We start from the raw sequence: 16,642 nt of genomic DNA on the forward strand, positions 1-16,642 counted from the left end.
GCGGACGGCCGGTCAGGAGGAGGCCGGAGGCCGCCAGCCGCCGGTGACCTCCTTGGTCGGCTTGTGCGGGAACCGGCGCTCGGCGTATTCCTGCGCACGCGAACCCGGCATGACGTACAGGGTCTCCGTCTTCTCCTGGAGTGGCCGCAGCACGGTGTTCATGAAGGCCTTGCGGTCTTCCAGGTACGGACCCAGGACGTCCTCCCCGGCGGGGCAGACGGCCACGCAGTAGCCCGACTTGTAGCCGGGCGGGGAGCTCAGGCTCTGCCACATCGAGGCGCTTTCCGCGTCGGTCACCCGGGAGCGGTAGTCGGCGGCGTCCTCGCTGTCGGCCACGGTCTGCGCCCAGTCGGTGAACCCGCTCATGAACTCGCGGTAGTTGTGCGTGGTGCAGGCCAGGCCGTCGAACCCGCCGTCCTTGCCGATCGCGCCGACCGGGCAGGCGGTGACGCACAGCTTGCAGTCGATGCAGGGGTTGTAGTCCAGCGCCTGCCCGTACTCGCTCACCTCGGCGTCGACCAGGACGGTGACCAGCAGCACGAAGCTGCCGAACTTCGGGTGGATGACGTTGCGGTGCAGGCCCATCACGCCGAGCCCGGCGGCCACCGCGACCGTCTTGTGCGCCACCACCCAGATCCGGTCCGTGCCGAAGCGGTCCATCTCCTGCGGGAAGCCGACCGACGGGTTCAACGCGCGATAACCGGCGTCCTGCAGTGCCCGGGTCACGCTGCGGGCGGTGTGGTTGGCCTGCTCGTCGGTCTGGTGGAACTCCTGGTTGGCGACACTCCGGGCCGTCGAGCGGCAGTTGTCGCGGTTCATCCGGAACGCCATCGCGATCAGGGTGCGGGTGCCGGGCAACGCGGCCAGCACGTAGTCACGCTCGCCGGCCAGGTCGGGGTGGTCCAGGCCGACCGCGGCGACGTCGTCCGCGCCGGCGGCCAGGCACAGCTCCCGCAGCCAGGCCGCGTCGATCACCGACGGCGGATCCGCGGCGTCACCGGCCCGGCGCCGGGCGAGCACGGCCCGCACCGACGGATGCGCGGCCAGCTTCGCCGGCAGCTTCGGATCCCCTTCGGCCCGTGCGGCAGTCATCCGGTCTCCTCCCCGGCCCGAAGCGTGCCGCCCCAGGCGTAAACCGATTGGTTTCCGATTACCCGGCCCACGGTAGCACCACGGCTTGCCGTTGGAAACCGATCAGTTTCCTTCGGCGCGCGCGTCATCGCGGTCAACGCCTACGACTTCCGCGGCGGGATCGCTCGCTCCGGCCTTCTCGCCCGGGTGGTGGTCACCGGCGTCCTCGCGCCGGGTGTCGGCCGGGTGGTCGCCGGGATCGAGCCGAAGCCCGCACTTCGCGCGATCCTGCGCGGCGGGCTGGGCGAGAAGGCCGCTTTGCGGGAGGACTACCTGGACGAACTCCTCCAGGTGGGCCGCCGTCCCGGCTACCCGGCCGTCGCCCGGGGCGTCTACCGGAACCTGCCCAGCCTCATCGCGGCCCGCTCCCGCTACCCCGAAGTCAAGGCCCCCATCCACCTCGTCTACGGCGAGCAGGACTGGTCCCGGCCGTCCGACCGGGCGGCCAACCGGCAACTGCTGCCCGACGCCGAATTCACGCAGGTGCCGGGCGCGGGCCTCTCCATCGACCAGCCGAGCACCCGATTCTCGAGTTTCGGGAATCCGGAAATCACCGCGGTGGGCGAGGAACTCCGACGGCAAGCTCGCGGACCTGTTCACCGCCCTCGGCATCGCCGTGCCCGCCGAACTGGCACGGTGACGGGTCGATTCGGTTACCGTCGGGGAAATGAACGTCCTCGATCATGTTCTTCTCGGCGTGCGGGACCTCGGCTGGCAACGCGCGTACGGCTAGGCCGGGCATGACTGCGCGCCTGGCCGGGTGACCTACCTGGAGGTCGGCGGCGACGCGTCCCGGCTGCGGCGGTGGCTGGGCGAAGTCGACGTGCCGTTGCGCTGGGCCGGCGGCGAGCCGCGTCTCGCGGCGGTGGGCATCGCGACCGCACGGGGCGAGATCATGCTGCGCTGAGCCGTTCTTCTCGCGGGAGGACCGGGGACAGCAAGGCCATTCCCGCGGCCACCCCGATCATCGTGAACACCCCACGCGGCCAGAAGATGTGACTGTCCAAGAACGACACGCTCGCGAGCAGGAGGACCACCGCACCCGGCGCCGCCCGCCACTTCGCCCGCAAGGCGGCCGCGGCCACGATCGCGACGCCGGCCGCGAGGAAGCAGGCCGAGCCGATGTACCCGAGCAGGTCGCCGATCCCGAACACGGCACCGGCCACCGGCGTGGCGCCGTGCTGGGCGTGCACCACCGTGCCCGCGGCGATCCCCGCGACGGCATCGAGGCCGCCGTAGAAAGCCGCGAAGCCGAACGCGGCCAGCCGTCCGGGCCACCGCAGCCGGCGTGGCGCCGAGGCCAGCAAGAGCCACTGCGCTCCCGCGAGCAGCGGAAAGACCGGCAACAGGATGACGTGCAACGACGTCCACCAGCCGGCCGTCGCCGCGTCGAGGTACGCGGGGTGCGCCGCACCGAAGCCCGCGAGCAGAAGACCCGGAGCGGCGAAGAAGGCGGCGCGCTGCCATCGTGACCCGATCACCGGGCGACCATAGCTCCGGCAGGACCGCGACGAGTGCGTCACGAGGTTAGAGAACTCTTACGTCCACGACCGCGCGGGGTCAGTCCGGCCGTGAGGCACAGCTCGGGCTTCACCCCGGTACACGTACTGCGGTTCACCGCGGTTCAACACATTTCCGAACTATTTCACGGGACCGCCGGACCCTGGACATCGCGACCGCCCGCCGTCACGATTACCGGCGTCCCGCAAACTGCGGATTCTCCTTTTCCATTCCCCTCATCGGAGTCGACCCATGCCCCAGAAGACGGGAAAGCATCGCATTTCCCAGCGGACCAAAATCGCGACCGGCGCCCTCGCACTCGCCGTGGCCGCCGGCGGGATCGCGATTTCGACCACGTTCGGCGACCCCGGCAACGCCAGCGCCGACGAGGCCGACCCGGCGCTCTACATCGACATCCTGAAGGTGAAGCCGGACAACGCCGAGCCCGCCGCGGCGCGGGGCGCGTCCACCGGAACCTTCACCGTCGACTGCGGACGGAACGAGAACCAGCACTTCAACCCGGACAACTTCGTCGCCCAGCCCGGCATCCGCAACGGCGCCCAGCACCTGCACGACTACGTCGGCAACCTCTCGTCCAACGCCGATTCGAACAACAAAAGCCTCGAAGCCGCCGGCACCACCTGCCGCAACGGCGACAAATCCGCCTACTTCTGGCCGGTCGTGCGCATCGACACCGGCGACGAAGAAAAGAACCCGGCGGCGAAGTCCCCCGACGGCGACCGCGACCAAGCGGCCCAGGCCGCCACGAGCCCGCTGATCACCTGCCCGGACGTCGCCAGCAAGCTCCCCGACGTCCCCGACCCGGCGATGGCCGAGGTCAACCGCAACCTCGACCTGCTCGACACGCAGATCGACGAAGCGAACAAGCGGCTGGCCACCAGCCAGGGCCAAGGCGGACCGAACTTCGTCCAGAACGCCATCCTCGGCCCGCTCAAGGACAAACGCGTCGCCACCATCGACCGCATGGCCATCGCCATCGGCCGCACCGCCGCCCGGCCCCAAGGCCTCGACGCCCTCGCCCCCTGCACGCTGCGGGAACAGGCCGGCGACGGCGGCAGCGGAGTCAGCAACGGCGGCGGCGCCCCCGGCGGCGCGGCCCAGCAGATCACCTGCCCGGACGTGGCGGGCAAGCTCCCCGCCGTCCCCGCGTCGGCCAAGGCCGAAGTGGACCGCAACCTCCAGCTGCTGAACACCCAGCTCCAGGAAGCGAACAACCGGCTGGCCACCAGCCAGGGCCAAGGCGGACCCAACTTCGTCCAAAACGCCATCCTCGGCCCGCTCAAGGACAAACGCGTCGCCACCATCGACCGCATGGCCATCGCCATCGGCCGCACCGCCGCCCGGCCCCAAGGGCTCGACGCCCTCGCCCCCTGCAGCCTCGGCCAAGCCGACGGAAACAACGGCGGCAACAACGGAAACAACGGCGGTGCGACCGCCAAGCCGCTGCCCGGCGCGGACGCCAACAACGAGCTGCCCGACAACGACGGTGCGATCCAGCGCCCGGCGAAGGTCGGCATCACCTTCCGCGGCAGCGCGGCCGGCAAGGTCACCGCGATGCCGAAGTTCCTGCGCGCCCTCACCGGTGACGCCAAGCCGTCGATCAACGGCACCAAGAACACCCGGGCCGCGTGGACCTGCACCGGCTTCGAAAACCGGCTGACCGACAAGTACCCGATCTGCCCCGAAGGAAGCAAGGTCGAACGGATCCACACCTTCCCCAGCTGCTGGGACGGCAAGAACACCGACAGCGCCAACCACCGCACCCACATCGTCTTCCCCGACAAGACCGGCCGCTGTGCCGCCGGGTTCACGGCGGTGCCGCAGCTGCGGATCTCGCTCGTCTACGACATCCCGCACGACATCCAGGTCAAGAAGCAGTACAAAGTGGACTCGTTCCCGTCCGAAAAGCACAACCCGCTGTCCGACCACGACGACTTCGCGAACGTCATGTCGCAGCGCCTCATGAACCAGGTCGTGAACTGCGTCAACCGCGGCAAGACCTGCACCGCCTGACCCGGGGTGCCCGCCGTCGCCCATCCCCCGCGGCGGGCACCTCCGGCAGGCCGGGACGCCGTCGCGAGTAGTGTGAACCACCCCGGAGGGGGCTCACCAGGCGGAGGCGGCAATGGCTGTCGATGTGCGGACCGAAGTCGTGATCGGCCTTCCCCGCGACCAGGTCGCCGGGTACGCGATCGACCCCGCCCACGCACCCGAGTGGTACGCCAACATCGAATCCGTGGAGTGGGAGACCCCCGCACCGCTGGCCGTGGGCTCCCGGCTCGCGTTCGTCGCGCGGTTCCTGGGGCGCCGGCTGGCCTACACCTACGAGATCGCCGACCTGGTCCCCGGCGAGCGGCTGGTCATGCGGACCGCCCAAGGCCCCTTCCCGATGGAGACGACCTACACCTTCACCGAGCTGGGGACGACGAGCACGCGCATGACGTTGCGCAACCGTGGTGAGCCGAAAGGCTTCTCGGCGATCAGCGCGCCGGTGCTGGCCGTGGCGATGCGCCGGGCCAACCGGAAGGACCTGGCCACTCTCAAGGCACTCCTGGAACGGACGTGACCGTTGGGAGTCAGCGGTCGTGGTCGGCGCGGTGCCACCACACTCCGGTGGCGACCGCCCCGGCAGCGCCGGTCAGGACGACCAGAAGGTAGCCGGGCGGGCCGGGCGGCGGGTGACCGGTTCCCGCCAGACCGGTGGTGAGCGCGGGCACCGACCAGGGGAAGTAGTCGCCGTAGCCGAGCAGGGCGAGAACCTGGGCGAGGAAGGTGGCGACGAGCAGGGCGGCGAAGCCGGCCAGGTAGCCGCGACCGGCGCTCGCGGCGAGGGCGAGCGGAGTGGTCAGCAGCAGCGTCAGCGCGGCGGTGGCCAGGAGCGTCCCCAAGCCGCCGAGTGCGCCGGGGATCGACCAGCCGGTGAGCCCGACGAGGGCGCCGACGGGCAGGCCGAGCAGGAACGCGTAGAGCGCGAGCAGCATGCTCCACGCCGTGGCGACGGTGAACTTGGCCGCCACGATGCCAGTGCGCGAGGCGGGCAGCGCGAGGAGGTCTTTGGCGGTGTTCTGGCCGAATTCGCGGCCGAAGCACCACACGACGACGAGCCCGAAGATCACGAACCCGCCGACGGCCACCGCCTGCGCGAGCAGCGCGAAGAAGGCGGGCCAGTCGGCGACGCCGCCGACGAGGGCGGCTTTGGTGCCGAGCAGGCCGAGGGCCCGGGCGCGGCCGAGGTCCTGCAGGATGAACATGACGAGGCCGCCGAAGGCCACGAGGACCGTGAACGCGAGCACGGTGATCCACGGCAGCCGCGAGCGGCGGGCCTTGAGCGACTCCGCCCAAAACGCCGCCCTCACGGCGTGACCAGCCGGAGGAAACAGGTCTCCAGATCATCCCGCTCGATGGCGAGCCGCGTGGGCGGGCACCCCGACTCCACCAGCACGACGGCCACAACGTCGGGATGCGCCACCGCGCGGTCGCCGGTCAGCAGCAGCTCGTTCCCGGCGGGCTCGGGCCGGTAGCCGGCGGCCCGGAGCGCGGCCGCGGCGGCGGCGGCGGTGAGGTCGTGGGTGGTGACGTGCAGGCGGGGACGGGCGTGCGCGGTCAGCTCGCCGGTGGCGCCTTCCCAGACGAGCCGGCCGCGGTCGAGCACGCCGATCCGGTCGGCCAGCCGGGCCACTTCGGTGAGGATGTGGCTGGACAGCAGCACGGTCCGGCCATCGCGGTGGGCGAGGTCGTGCAGCAACGCCCGGATTTCCGCGACCCCGGCGGGGTCGAGGCCGTTCGCCGGTTCGTCCAGGACGAGCAGTTCGGGCCGGTGCAGCAGGGCCTTGGCCAGGCCGAGCCGCTGAGCGTTGCCGAGCGAAAGCGTGCGAGCCCGGCGTGTGGCGTACCCATCGAGCCCCAGGCGGCCGATCGCGTCGTCGACGGCTGCGCGGCCACGCAGTCCGTGCAGCCGCGCGGCGACGGCGAGGTTCTCCGTGACCGTCAGCTCGGGGTAGGCCGACGGCGACTCGACGAGATACCCGACCCGCGACCACACCGCGCGGGCGTCCGGCCGGACCGGCGTGCCGAACAGCGAGACGGTGCCGCCGGTCGGGCGGATCATGCCCAGCAGCATCCGGATCGTGGTCGTCTTGCCCGCCCCGTTGAGGCCCAGCAGCGCGTAGATCTCCCCCGGGGTCACGCGCAAGGTCAGCTCGTCGACGGCAAGGACGTCGCGGTAGCGCTTGGTGAGACCGGTCGTTTCGACCACCATGGGAATCCCTTCGCGTGCGGCTGCGTCACCGCCGACCAGGCTTCCCGGCACTCCACGCCGAATTCTACGCTCACCCCGGCCCGAGCGCGCCCCTGCCGGAATTGCGGCGGTCCGCCGCCGAGAAGACATCGCCGGAATTGACGGGCGAGTCAAGATCCCACCGTGGCAAGGAAATCCCGTATCCTTGCGTCCGTTCCCGGAACGAAGCGGAAAAAGAGCAACGAATACGCCGTCCGGTCCGGCTCGGGTTTTCTTCCCGGGACCGCCGGGTGCGAGGGGTGGTGAGCCATGCGGGGCGGACTCGCACGCGCGGGCGCGTTCCTGGGTGCCGCGGCGGTCGCGGTGGGCGGGCTCGTCGCCGCCGGGACCGGGCACGGCTACCCCGCGCAGGACGTCCGGATGCGGTCGGGCTCCGCTTGGCTCGCCTCTTCGGGCGTCGGGCAGGTCAGCCTGCTCGACGGGACCTCGGCCGAGGTCGCGGCGCAGGTGCAGGTCGGCCCGCCCGGGCACGCGCTCGACGTCGTCCAGCGGGATTCGACCGCCTACGCCGTCGACCGCAGCGCGGGCACCGTGCGCCGGGTGGACGGCGCGACCTTCGAGCCCGCCGCGCCGGTCACCCCGATCGACCAGGCCCGCGACGGGCTGACCGCGTTCGCCGGCACCGACACTCTGTACACTTTGGACACTCAGCGCGGGCTGCTGGCCGGCCGCGACCCGCTCACCCTGGCCCCGCGCGGCGCCCCGCAGTCACTGGCGGCACGGCTGAGCGCGGGCACCGCCGCCCTCGACGACGCCGACCGGCTCTGGACCGTCGACGACGCGACCGGCGACCTGACCTGGATCGCGGGCGGGGCACGGACCACGCACCGCGGGCTGGTCCCGCCCGGCCGGAACGTCCTCGCCGCCGCCGGTGGCGAGGTCGTGGTGGTCAGCCCGGGCGCGCGGACCGCCACCAGCGTCTCGCCGGTGACCGGCGAGGTCGCCGCCACGATCCCGCTCGACCTGCGCCCCGACGACACCGTCCAGGTCAGCGGTTCCCCGCACCACGACCGGGCGTACGTCGTCGTCTCGCGTGGCCTGCTCGACATCTGCGACCTCGGTGCCGCCAACTGCGACACCGTCGTCCCGCTCGACGCGGCCGACCGGCGGCTCGGCGCGGCCGTCGAGGCCGGCGACCGGCTGTTCGTCCCGGACTACTCCACCGGCCAGGTCACCATCGTCGACCTCACCCACCCCTCGGTGCTCGCCCGGTCGAAGGTGCTCACCCCGCCGGCGCCGTTCCAGCTCTTCAACCGCGACGGGATCGTCTTCTTCAACGACCCCGCCAGCGAGCGCGCCGGGGTGATCCGCCTCGACGGCGGCGTCCGCCCGATCGCGAAGTACGACCCGGCGGACCCGCACAAGGGCCTCCACGACGACCATCCCGCTCCCTCGGTGCCCCCGGCGCCGAGCGGGCAGCAGCCGTCCCCGGACCAGACCCCGCCGCCCGGGACGGCGCCGTCGCCGGTACCGGCCCCGCCCACCGATGGCCCGGGCACGCCGACCGGGCCGGACCCGGTCCCGCCCGCGAGCGGCGTCCCCACGACCGGCCCGCCGGCCACGGCGCCGGACCTGCGGGTCACCCTGTCGAAGGCCGCCCCGCAGCCGGGCGAGGACGTTTCGCTGCGCGTCGACAACGCGGCGGGCGGCGCGCCGGCCACCGCGCGGTGGGACTTCGGGGACGGCAGCCAGGCGGACGGCGTAACCGTGACGCACCACTGGACCGCCGAGAAGACCTACCAGGTGAGCGTGCGGGCGACCGCGGACGGGCAGGAAGCGGCGACGTCGGTCAGCGTCCAGGTCACGCCGCCGCCGTCGGTCACCGTGCCGGACGTCGTCGGCATGCCCGAGGCCGGCGCGCGCGGTGCCCTCACCGCCTCGAACCTCGTGCCGGTCGTGACGCGGAGCACGAGCTACACCGTCCCGGCCGGGGTCGTGCTCGCCCAGACGCCGAAGGGCGGCACGAGCGCGGCTCCGCGGACCGAGGTGACGATCACGGTTTCCGGCGGCAAGCCCGCCCCGGTCGACCTGATGGCCCGCGCGGCCGGCGCGGCCTGGGCCACCGGCGCCGGCACGCTGACGTTCAACGGCAACGACGGCGACGTCCGCGGTTTCGCGCTGACCCGGCACGGGCTGACCGAAGGCGGCTGCGCGCTCGAGGACGGCACCGCGCCGGACCCGTACCTGGAGACCCATCCGCAGTGGGTGGACAACGGTTTCATCAACGGCGTGTACACCTTGCCCCGGCCGATCGTCGCGGGTGACCACTTCCGCTCGAAGATCGGGTTCGTCTGGTGCAACCCGAACGAAGCCGGCGACGCGACCTTCGTGGTGTCGGTCATCGGGCCCGACGGTGTGGCCACCGACGTCGCCCGGGTCCACGACACCTCCGCGGACCGGGTCATGCGCCAGATCGACGCCGACCTCTCGGCCCACGCCGGGGCCACGCGGATCCGGCTCCGGATCGAGGCGGGCGCGTCCTCGGGACAGGACTGGGCGTCCTGGATCGGCCCGCGGATCGGCGCGTGAGAGCCCGCCGGTGACCCCTCAGCCGAACGCGGCCAGCGCGAGCGGCTCCCACTTGCGCCACCCGTCCAGCCGGTTCTGGTACTCGGCCTCGACCGCCGCGAACGACTTGCCGAAGAACATCCGGTGCGGCGGGTCGTCGGTGTCCGCGAGCTCCAGCATCGGCGCCCGGGTCGCCCGCGGGTCGCCGAAGTCCCACTCGATCCGGCTCGCCTCGCGAACCGCGTCGTAGGCCGGGTCCGGCTCGCTCTGCCGGACACTGCCACCCCCGAAGTCCGTCCGGTACGGGCCCGGCTCGAGGCAGACGACGTCGATCCCGAACGCCGCGACCTCCTGCCGCAGGGAGTCCGAAAGTCCTTCCACGGCCCACTTCGACGCGTGGTAGGCACCGATGCCGGGGAACGCGCGGACGCCGCCCTCACTGGTGACCTGGATGATCCGGCCCCGTCCCTGCCGTCGCATGATCGGCAGCGCCGCCTGGGTCAGCCAGAGCGTGCCGAAGAAGTTCGTCTCGAGCTCCGCCCGGACCTCCTCCTCGGTGAGCTCCTCGACCATCCCGAAGTGCCCGTAGCCCGCGTTGTTCACCAGCACGTCGAGCGAACCGAACCCGGCCGCCGCCCGCCGCACCGCTTCGACGGCGGCGGCGCGGTCGGTGACGTCCAGCCGCAGGGGCAGCACGGCGTCGCCGTACCGCTCGACGAGCGGACGCAGGCTTTCGGTGTCCCGGGCGGTGGCCGCGACCCGGTCACCGCGCGCGAGCGCCGCTTCGGCCCACTCCCGGCCGAACCCCTTGGAAGTCCCGGTGATGAACCAGCTCTTCGTCACAGCATGACCTTCCTGCTCAATCTCTACCTTCTGAGCTAACAGTAGCATGAACTGCATTTTTATGTCGGATGGTAGAGTCGTGGCCATGACCGTGAGCGACGGACGGCGTGAGCGCAAGAAGGCCCAGACCCGGGCCCGGATCCAGGAAGCGGCCCTGGACCTCTTCGCGACCCAGGGCTACCGGGAAACGACGATCGCGCAGATCGCCGCCCGGGCCGACGTCGCGACCCGCACGGTCACGCTGCACTTCCCGGCCAAGGACGACCTGCTCTTCGCCGACGACCCGTTCACCCCGGAGTCGCTCGAACGGCGGCTGCGCGAGCGAAAGCCGGACACCACCCTCGACGCGGTCCGCGACTGGATGCACGCGACCATGCGCGACCTCGACGCGCGCGACCACGGCTCGGGGGTGGACCCCGGTCTCATCTGGCAGCGCCGCGCCCTCCGCGCGCACCTGCTCATGACCGACGACGACCTCCGCGGCCGCGCCCGCGCCGGCTACCGCGACCTCGAACTCCTGGTGGCCGCGGGGATCGGCGAAGACCTGGGCCTCCCGGCGGACGCACTGCTCCCCCGGCTCACGGCCATCACCGTCGTCACCGGCCTTCGCGAGATCTACGTGACACGCGAAGGCCGGGCCCAGGCGCGGTCGGCGGCGAGCGACCTGTCCGCCCTCGTCGACGAAGTGCTCGCCTTCGCCAGGGCCGGCCTCCGCGACGCCCGGCGCGATTAGGTGATCAACGGGGTCCTTGTTCCGGATCCGCATGACACGATCCGGGTGTGACCACGTTGTTCCTGATGGTCGGCCTGCCAGGGGCAGGCAAGACCACCAAGGCCCGGCAGCTCGCCGAGGAGCACGGCGCGCTTCGCCTGACGCCCGACGACTGGATGATCCCCCTGTTCGGCATGGCAGAGGCGGACGGGAAGCGCGACGTGCTGGAAGGGCGCATGCTCTGGCTCGCTTTGGAGGCGCTCAGCCTGGGCACGAACGTGGTGGTGGACTTCGGCTGCTGGTCCCGGGACGAGCGGTCCGCGATCCGGTGGCTGGCCGAAGCCGAGGACGCGTGCTTCCGCATGGTCTACCTGCCGGTGGACGAGGAGACCCAACGCAGGCGGATCGCCCACCGCTGGGCGAACGCCCCAGCTGAGACGCTCCCGATGACCGAGGCCGACATCCTGCACGGGCGGGCCCACTTCGAGGAGCCCGACGCGGCGGAGCTGGGAGGCCGCGGCGTCACCGGCCCACCCCCGGGCTGGGCGGATTGGCGGGAGTGGGCCGCCGACCGGTGGCCGTCGTTCGGGTGACCGGTTCAGCCGCGACGCCCGGCGCGATTAGGCCGGACGTGCCGATGCACGCCCATTCGCAAGACCGCCGGGACACCTTAGAACCGTTGAGCGCCAAGGAACTTCGCGCATCCGTCAGGTGACGGATGTCTGTTGCCCGCGTTCCGCGAAACATTGCTTTACGGAGTTCTCACGCTCCGGCCTCGAAGCCGAGGAGGAGCGATGTCCCGTGCTACCACCGCCGTCTCCACGCTCGTGATCTTCCTTCTCGCCGTCAACCTGCGGCCCGCCGTGACCAGCCTGGGTGCGGCCCTGCCGGACATCTCGGTCGCCGGCGGCCTCGTCGCCGCGGTGCTCGTCGCGTTGCCCCTGTGGGCGATCGGGCTCGGCGGCTGGGCGACGCCCTGGCTGTGCGGCCGGCTGGGGACGTACCGGACCGTCGCCGTGGCCCTCGCCGGGCTGGTGCTGTCGCTGTCCGGGCGGGTCCTCGGGGGCGCCGCGCCCCTGCTGACCGGGACGGCGCTGGCGTGCCTGTCCATCGCCGTGCTCGGCACCATCCTGCCGCTGCTGGCCAAGGGGTCCGCCGCCTTCACGTTCGGGCTCGGCCTCGGCAGCACGGCCGGTGCGCTGGTCACCCCCGCGGTCGTCATGGCGTCGTCGTGGCGGGCCGCCCTCGGCCTGTGGGCCGTCGTGGGGCTGCTGGCCTTGCAGGTGTGGCAACGCACCCCAGGCGAATTCGCGTCACCGCAGCGGGCCTCCGGGGCGACACCCGCCTTCGCGCTGACCATCCACTTCGGACTCATTTCGACGGTGACGTTCCTGGTCATGGGCTGGCTGCCCGGCATCCTGCGCGGCGCGGGGGTCCCGGCGACGACCGCGGGCGGGTGCCTCGCGCTGTCGATGGCCATGGGATTGCCCATGATGCTGCTGGTCCCGGGCTGGACACGCCGGTGGCGCAACCAGACCCTGCTCGTCATCACCCTGGCCACGCCCAACGTCATCGGGGTGACCGGCCTGCTCCTCGCCCCGGCGGCCGCGCCCTGGCTGTGGGCCGTGGCCACCGGCACGGGCATGGGCTCGCTCGCCTTCGTCCTGACGACCATCTCGCTGCGCAGCAAGGACAGCTCGCTGGCGCTGTCCGCCGTCGTCCAGGGCGTGGGGTACGTCATCGCCGGCTTCGGCGTGCTGGCCTGCGGCTGGCTGCACACGCACACCGGGAGCTGGCGGACCCCGCTGCTGCTGGTCCTGGCGATCCTGCTCGGCCAGGTCTACAGCGGGCACGCCGCCGTCACGCGCCGGACCGCGCCGCGCCGGACCGCGGCGCCGCGGATCGTGCCGCCGCTCACCGTGCGCCCCCAGGGGGACGTCCCCGAGGTCGGGGTGTGAGCTCAGCCGGAGGCGGACTGGTGACGCGCGGCTTCCCGGGCGATGTCGATGCGCGAGTGCACGTCGAGCTTGGTCAGGATGTGCGAAACGTGCGTCCCGACCGTGCGCCGGGACAAGTAGAGGCGGGCCGCGATCTGGGGGTTCGACAGGCCTTCGACCACGAGCGCCGCGATCCGGCTCTCGGTCGGGGTGAGGCTGTCCCAGCCGCGGGTGGCCTGGCGGTGCTTCACCGTCGGGCCGCGCCGGATGCCCAGCGTCCGGAACACCGCGCGCAGCCGCGCCACGTCCCATTGCGCGTCCAGCTCCGTGTAGACGTCGACGGCGTGGGTGAAGGCGGCCCGCGCCGAACCGCGGTCTTCGTCCCGGGCGCCCGCGAAGGCGATCGCGGCGGCTTCCAGGGCCTTGGCCTGCGAGAGTGGCCGGCCCGCGTCGCGGTAGCCGTCGGCGGCCCGCAGCAACATCGTCGCGTCCCGCTCGAGCAAGCCGCGGCAGTACAGGGCCAGCGCGCGGCGGTGCGACACGGTGGGCTCGGCGGCGATCGCGCCCGCCCGGTCCGCCATCTCCGCCACGATCCGCTCGTCGCCGAGCGTCGCGGCCAGCCGGGCGGCCTCCCCCAGCAGGTCCTCCCCCGCGTCTTCGCCCGCCAGCACGGCGGTCAGCACGGCGAGCGCCCGCTCCGGTGCGCCGGCGTGCTCGAAGGCGAGGCTGCGGGCCCGCACCAGGGGTTCCACGACCCGGTCGCCGATGCGTTCCGAGTGCAGCGCCGCGACGTCGAGGTGCCGGCGCGCCGCGGCCGCGTCGCCGCGGTGGAAGTGGATGATCGCGGCGACGCCGCGGTCGCAGCACACCACGCTCGGGTCCTTGCGCTCGTCCGCGACGACGTCCACCTCGGCCAGCGCGTCGTCCCACCGGCCGGCGGCCAGCAGCAGCTGGCCGAGCGCGCTCTGGACCTCGGTCAGCCGCCCGACGCTGCCGGTGCGGTCGGCCAGCTCACGCGCTTGCCCGGCGGCGGTCAGCGCGTCCGTGTAGCGGTCGAGCTCGCCGAAGGTGACCGACTGGTTGATGCGCAGCAACAGGGTGAGGTCGATCAGCGCGGGGTCACCCCGCACGATGGCCATCGCGCGCTCGAACAGCGGCAGCGCGTCGGCCCACTCGCCCCGCTTCATCGCGACCAGGCTCAGCACGTGCAGCGCCCACCCGGTCGCCCAGCGGTCTTCGGCCGGCCCGAGCTCGGCCAGCGCCGCCGAAGCGGCCCGGTGCGCGGCGTCGATCTCACCGAGGTACCGGCGCGTCCGCGCGATGAGCACCATCAGCTTGGCCCGGTGCCGGGCCTGCAGGCCCGGCTGGTCCAAGGCCTCGTTCAGCGCGGCGAGGGACTCGGCGGTCCGGCCGGTCGTCGCGCGGCACTGGAGGACCGTCGTGTGCAGGTCGACGCGCACCTCGGGGTCGCGGACGCGGTCCAGCGCGCGGAGGGCGATCCGCTCGGCCTGGGCCACGTTGCCCACCCGGTAGTACGCGTCGGCCAGCCGGCAGGCCAGCGCACCGGTCACGGCGTCGTCGAGCGGGGTGTCCCGCACCGCCCGGCGCAGGAGCGCGACGGCGACCACCGGCGCCTGGCCGATCAACGGCGTGGCCACGTCGAGCAGCCACCGCACCGCCCAGTCCGGCACCGGCACCCGGCTGTCCGTTGTGGACACCATGGGCAGCAGCTGCCGCGCGACCCGCTCGACCGGCGCGTTCGCCTCGGCCAGCGCCCACGCGGCGGCCTGGTGCCAGGCGACCCGGACCGCCGTCGGCATCTCGTCGTACAACGCCCGGCGGATCAACGGGTGCCGGAAGGCCAGCTCGTCACCCGCGGCCACCAGTACGCCGGCCGCGCGGGCCTCGTCGAGGGCGGGCAGCAGCTCGGCGAGCGAGCAGTTCGTCACGGTCACCAGGTCCCCGACCGCGAAGCCGTCTCCGAGCAAAGCCGCCGCGCGCAGCACGGTCCGCGCCGCCTCGGACAGGAAGCCCAGCCGGTCGGCGATCGCCTCCGGCAGGGAGTCCGGCGTGGCCGTGCCGGTCAGCTCCACGATGCCGGCGGTGTCGACCTGCAGGCACGAGCTGCGGGCCAGCGCTTCGATCAGTTCGGTGAGGTACAACGGGTTCCCGGCCGCGTCGGCGGCCAGCTCCTCCAGCCGGGCACCCGGTTTGCCGCCGGCCAGCGCGGCCACCAGCTCGAGCACCGCCGGTTCCCCCAGCCTGCCCACCCGCAGCCGCTCGGGGGGCCGGACGATCCGGAAGAGCGACCGCAGGTCGTCCCGGCGCGGGACCGGCCGCAGCACGCCCACCAGCAGCAGCGGAAGCTGCCGGACCGAGCGGGCGAGCCGGCTCCACACCGCCACCGTCGTGGTGTCGGCCCACTGCAGCTCGTCGACGACCAGCACGGCCGGCCCGTCCTGGCAGAGCTCGTCCACCAGCGCGATCAGCTGCTCGGCCGCCGCGGCGGCGAGGTCGGTGCCCTGGCCCGCGACGGCTCCGCCACCCAGCAGCTCGGAAATGGCGTCACGGCGGGGATCCCGCGTGACCTGGGTGATCCGCAGTGCGTCCAGGAGCGGCAGCAGCGGCAGCGCCTGCCCGAGCTCGTCGCCGGCGCCCCAGTACACCTGGCAACCCGCGTCGGCGGCGGCGGCGCAGGCGGCGCGGACCAGCGCGGACTTGCCGATCCCCGGCTCGCCGTCCACCAGGACGGCACGGCCGCGTCCCGCGGCGACGTCACGGATCCAGGCGGCCAGCCGGGACAGTTCGCCGTCCCGGCCGACCAGCAGCTCAGTACCGTCCGTGAGCAGTCGCACACGGCGATTTTAGAAGTAAAACCTGTTCCCCAACAAGAGGCACACTTGGGAAGCCCGGAACGCGCGGGCCCGTAGTCGAGATTTCCCCTCGCGTAAACATCCCGTTCGAGAAATGTTCCGATTGTGATCCGGGCGCCATTCTGCCACCTGACATTGCCGGCTCGTCAACTGCCCGCGCGAGCCCGGACGAATGACACGGCCGCACCGAGCGCCCCGCGGGCACGGCTGGTCCGGACAAATCAGGGAGCGAAGGCGTCCGACCTGAGGAAGTGGGATGCCAGCAGGGAATCCACCCCCTCATCCGGGGCCGGGACACCGTCCCGGCGGTGGCCGGCCGACGTCCACGGGACGAGACGTTCGACGATTTCGACGGCAGCGCGACTGCCTTCCCGGCCTCCCCGGATCACGCGAGACCGGAGCCGACGGCACTCCACGACGTGGCCCGGGTGTTGATTTTCGAGGGAGCGAACGTGCCGGGTTCGTCGTCGTCGAGTTTCAGGCGATCCGTTGTTTTCCGCTTTGACCGAGGCCCTCGGGCCACGTTTTCCGCACTCCCGCCCGCGGTGACCGGCTGTGATCACCGACGGACCGAGGCGGCGCCGAGGCCTCCGGGCGAGGGCCGCCGTCGAAGCCCGACGGCGCTCCCGCCCGGCTCGAATCCGCCATCCCGGTGTCCTTTTCCGCGGGGAATCGGCGGCTTTCCCCGTTTCCGCCACACCGATTCGTAGCACCGTTCGATGATCGTCGCCGAAAAACAAGATCTTCGATCAAGAATTCGTAGGGCCATTCTGGTGAAATCCAGGAGCCGGTACGTGGCACGCATTGTCAAGCGCTGCCG

At 72.4% G+C, this 16,642-nt stretch carries 14 protein-coding genes; 8 read left to right on the plus strand and 6 right to left on the minus strand.

All coding sequences use genetic code 11. From position 1 onward, the window contains the following. Positions 1-12: 12 nt before the first annotated feature. Entirely contained in the window at positions 13-1,092 is a 1,080-nt protein-coding gene (locus CF165_RS52840) for a 4Fe-4S binding protein (RefSeq protein ID WP_093951174.1), read from the minus strand. A gap of 186 nt (positions 1,093-1,278) precedes the next feature. Between CF165_RS52840 and CF165_RS52845 the strand changes: the two genes are divergently transcribed. Both CF165_RS52845 and CF165_RS51330 read left to right on the plus strand, forming a co-directional pair. Continuing rightward, entirely contained in the window at positions 1,279-1,875 is a 597-nt protein-coding gene (locus CF165_RS52845) for an alpha/beta fold hydrolase (protein WP_240521882.1), read from the plus strand. Positions 1,876-1,891: 16 nt separating this feature from the next. Further along, entirely contained in the window at positions 1,892-2,038 is a 147-nt protein-coding gene (locus tag CF165_RS51330) for a hypothetical protein (protein WP_158226854.1), read from the plus strand. On the opposite strand, the gene CF165_RS31185 is transcribed toward CF165_RS51330, so the two are convergent. After that, positions 2,025-2,612, minus strand: a complete 588-nt coding sequence (locus tag CF165_RS31185; protein WP_093951175.1) for a hypothetical protein — start codon at positions 2,610-2,612, stop codon at positions 2,025-2,027. The two genes, CF165_RS51330 and CF165_RS31185, sit on opposite strands and share 14 nt — an antisense overlap. A gap of 271 nt (positions 2,613-2,883) precedes the next feature. Here CF165_RS31185 and CF165_RS31190 point away from each other — a divergent pair, with 271 nt between their 5' ends. Then, positions 2,884-4,665: a DUF1996 domain-containing protein gene (locus CF165_RS31190; protein ID WP_093951176.1), complete on the plus strand. Its 1,782-nt coding sequence runs from the start codon at positions 2,884-2,886 to the stop codon at positions 4,663-4,665. A 112-nt stretch (positions 4,666-4,777) separates the two neighbouring features. Further along, positions 4,778-5,218, plus strand: coding sequence for an SRPBCC family protein (locus CF165_RS31195; protein WP_093951177.1), 441 nt, complete (start codon positions 4,778-4,780; stop codon positions 5,216-5,218). 10 nt (positions 5,219-5,228) lie between these two features. Here CF165_RS31195 and CF165_RS31200 read toward each other — a convergent pair whose 3' ends face one another. Both CF165_RS31200 and CF165_RS31205 read right to left on the minus strand, forming a co-directional pair. Beyond that, complete coding sequence (locus tag CF165_RS31200; protein ID WP_093951178.1) at positions 5,229-6,008, minus strand: ABC transporter permease; 780 nt, start codon at positions 6,006-6,008, stop codon at positions 5,229-5,231. Further along, complete coding sequence (locus CF165_RS31205; RefSeq protein ID WP_093951179.1) at positions 6,005-6,910, minus strand: ABC transporter ATP-binding protein; 906 nt, start codon at positions 6,908-6,910, stop codon at positions 6,005-6,007. Before CF165_RS31205 ends, CF165_RS31200 begins: the two co-directional genes overlap by 4 nt. Positions 6,911-7,198: 288 nt before the next feature. Between CF165_RS31205 and CF165_RS53490 the strand changes: the two genes are divergently transcribed. After that, positions 7,199-9,478, plus strand: coding sequence for a PKD domain-containing protein (locus CF165_RS53490; RefSeq protein WP_093951180.1), 2,280 nt, complete (start codon positions 7,199-7,201; stop codon positions 9,476-9,478). 18 nt (positions 9,479-9,496) lie between these two features. Here the strand turns inward: CF165_RS53490 and CF165_RS31215 are convergent, their stop codons facing one another. Beyond that, a complete protein-coding gene (locus CF165_RS31215; protein WP_093951181.1) occupies positions 9,497-10,300 on the minus strand; it encodes an SDR family NAD(P)-dependent oxidoreductase in 804 nt (267 codons plus the stop codon). 85 nt (positions 10,301-10,385) lie between these two features. On the opposite strand from CF165_RS31215, the gene CF165_RS31220 reads away from it, so the two are divergent. From CF165_RS31220 to CF165_RS31230, 3 genes are all read left to right on the plus strand, one after another. Continuing rightward, positions 10,386-11,033, plus strand: a complete 648-nt coding sequence (locus CF165_RS31220) for a TetR/AcrR family transcriptional regulator (protein WP_093951182.1) — start codon at positions 10,386-10,388, stop codon at positions 11,031-11,033. Positions 11,034-11,080: 47 nt separating this feature from the next. Then, on the plus strand, positions 11,081-11,605 hold the full coding sequence (locus tag CF165_RS31225) for a P-loop nucleotide/nucleoside kinase family protein (RefSeq protein WP_093951183.1): 525 nt from the start codon (positions 11,081-11,083) through the stop codon (positions 11,603-11,605). A 201-nt stretch (positions 11,606-11,806) separates the two neighbouring features. Then, the gene (locus CF165_RS31230; RefSeq protein ID WP_093951184.1) at positions 11,807-12,970 is read left to right on the plus strand and encodes an MFS transporter; all 1,164 of its coding nucleotides are present in this window, start codon (positions 11,807-11,809) and stop codon (positions 12,968-12,970) included. Between the two features lie 2 nt (positions 12,971-12,972). Here CF165_RS31230 and CF165_RS31235 read toward each other — a convergent pair whose 3' ends face one another. Beyond that, positions 12,973-15,804: a helix-turn-helix transcriptional regulator gene (locus CF165_RS31235; protein WP_093951185.1), complete on the minus strand. Its 2,832-nt coding sequence runs from the start codon at positions 15,802-15,804 to the stop codon at positions 12,973-12,975. Positions 15,805-16,642: the final 838 nt, after the last annotated feature.

The organism is Amycolatopsis vastitatis (assembly GCF_002234595.1).
Classification (GTDB): Bacteria; Actinomycetota; Actinomycetes; order Mycobacteriales; family Pseudonocardiaceae; genus Amycolatopsis; species Amycolatopsis vastitatis.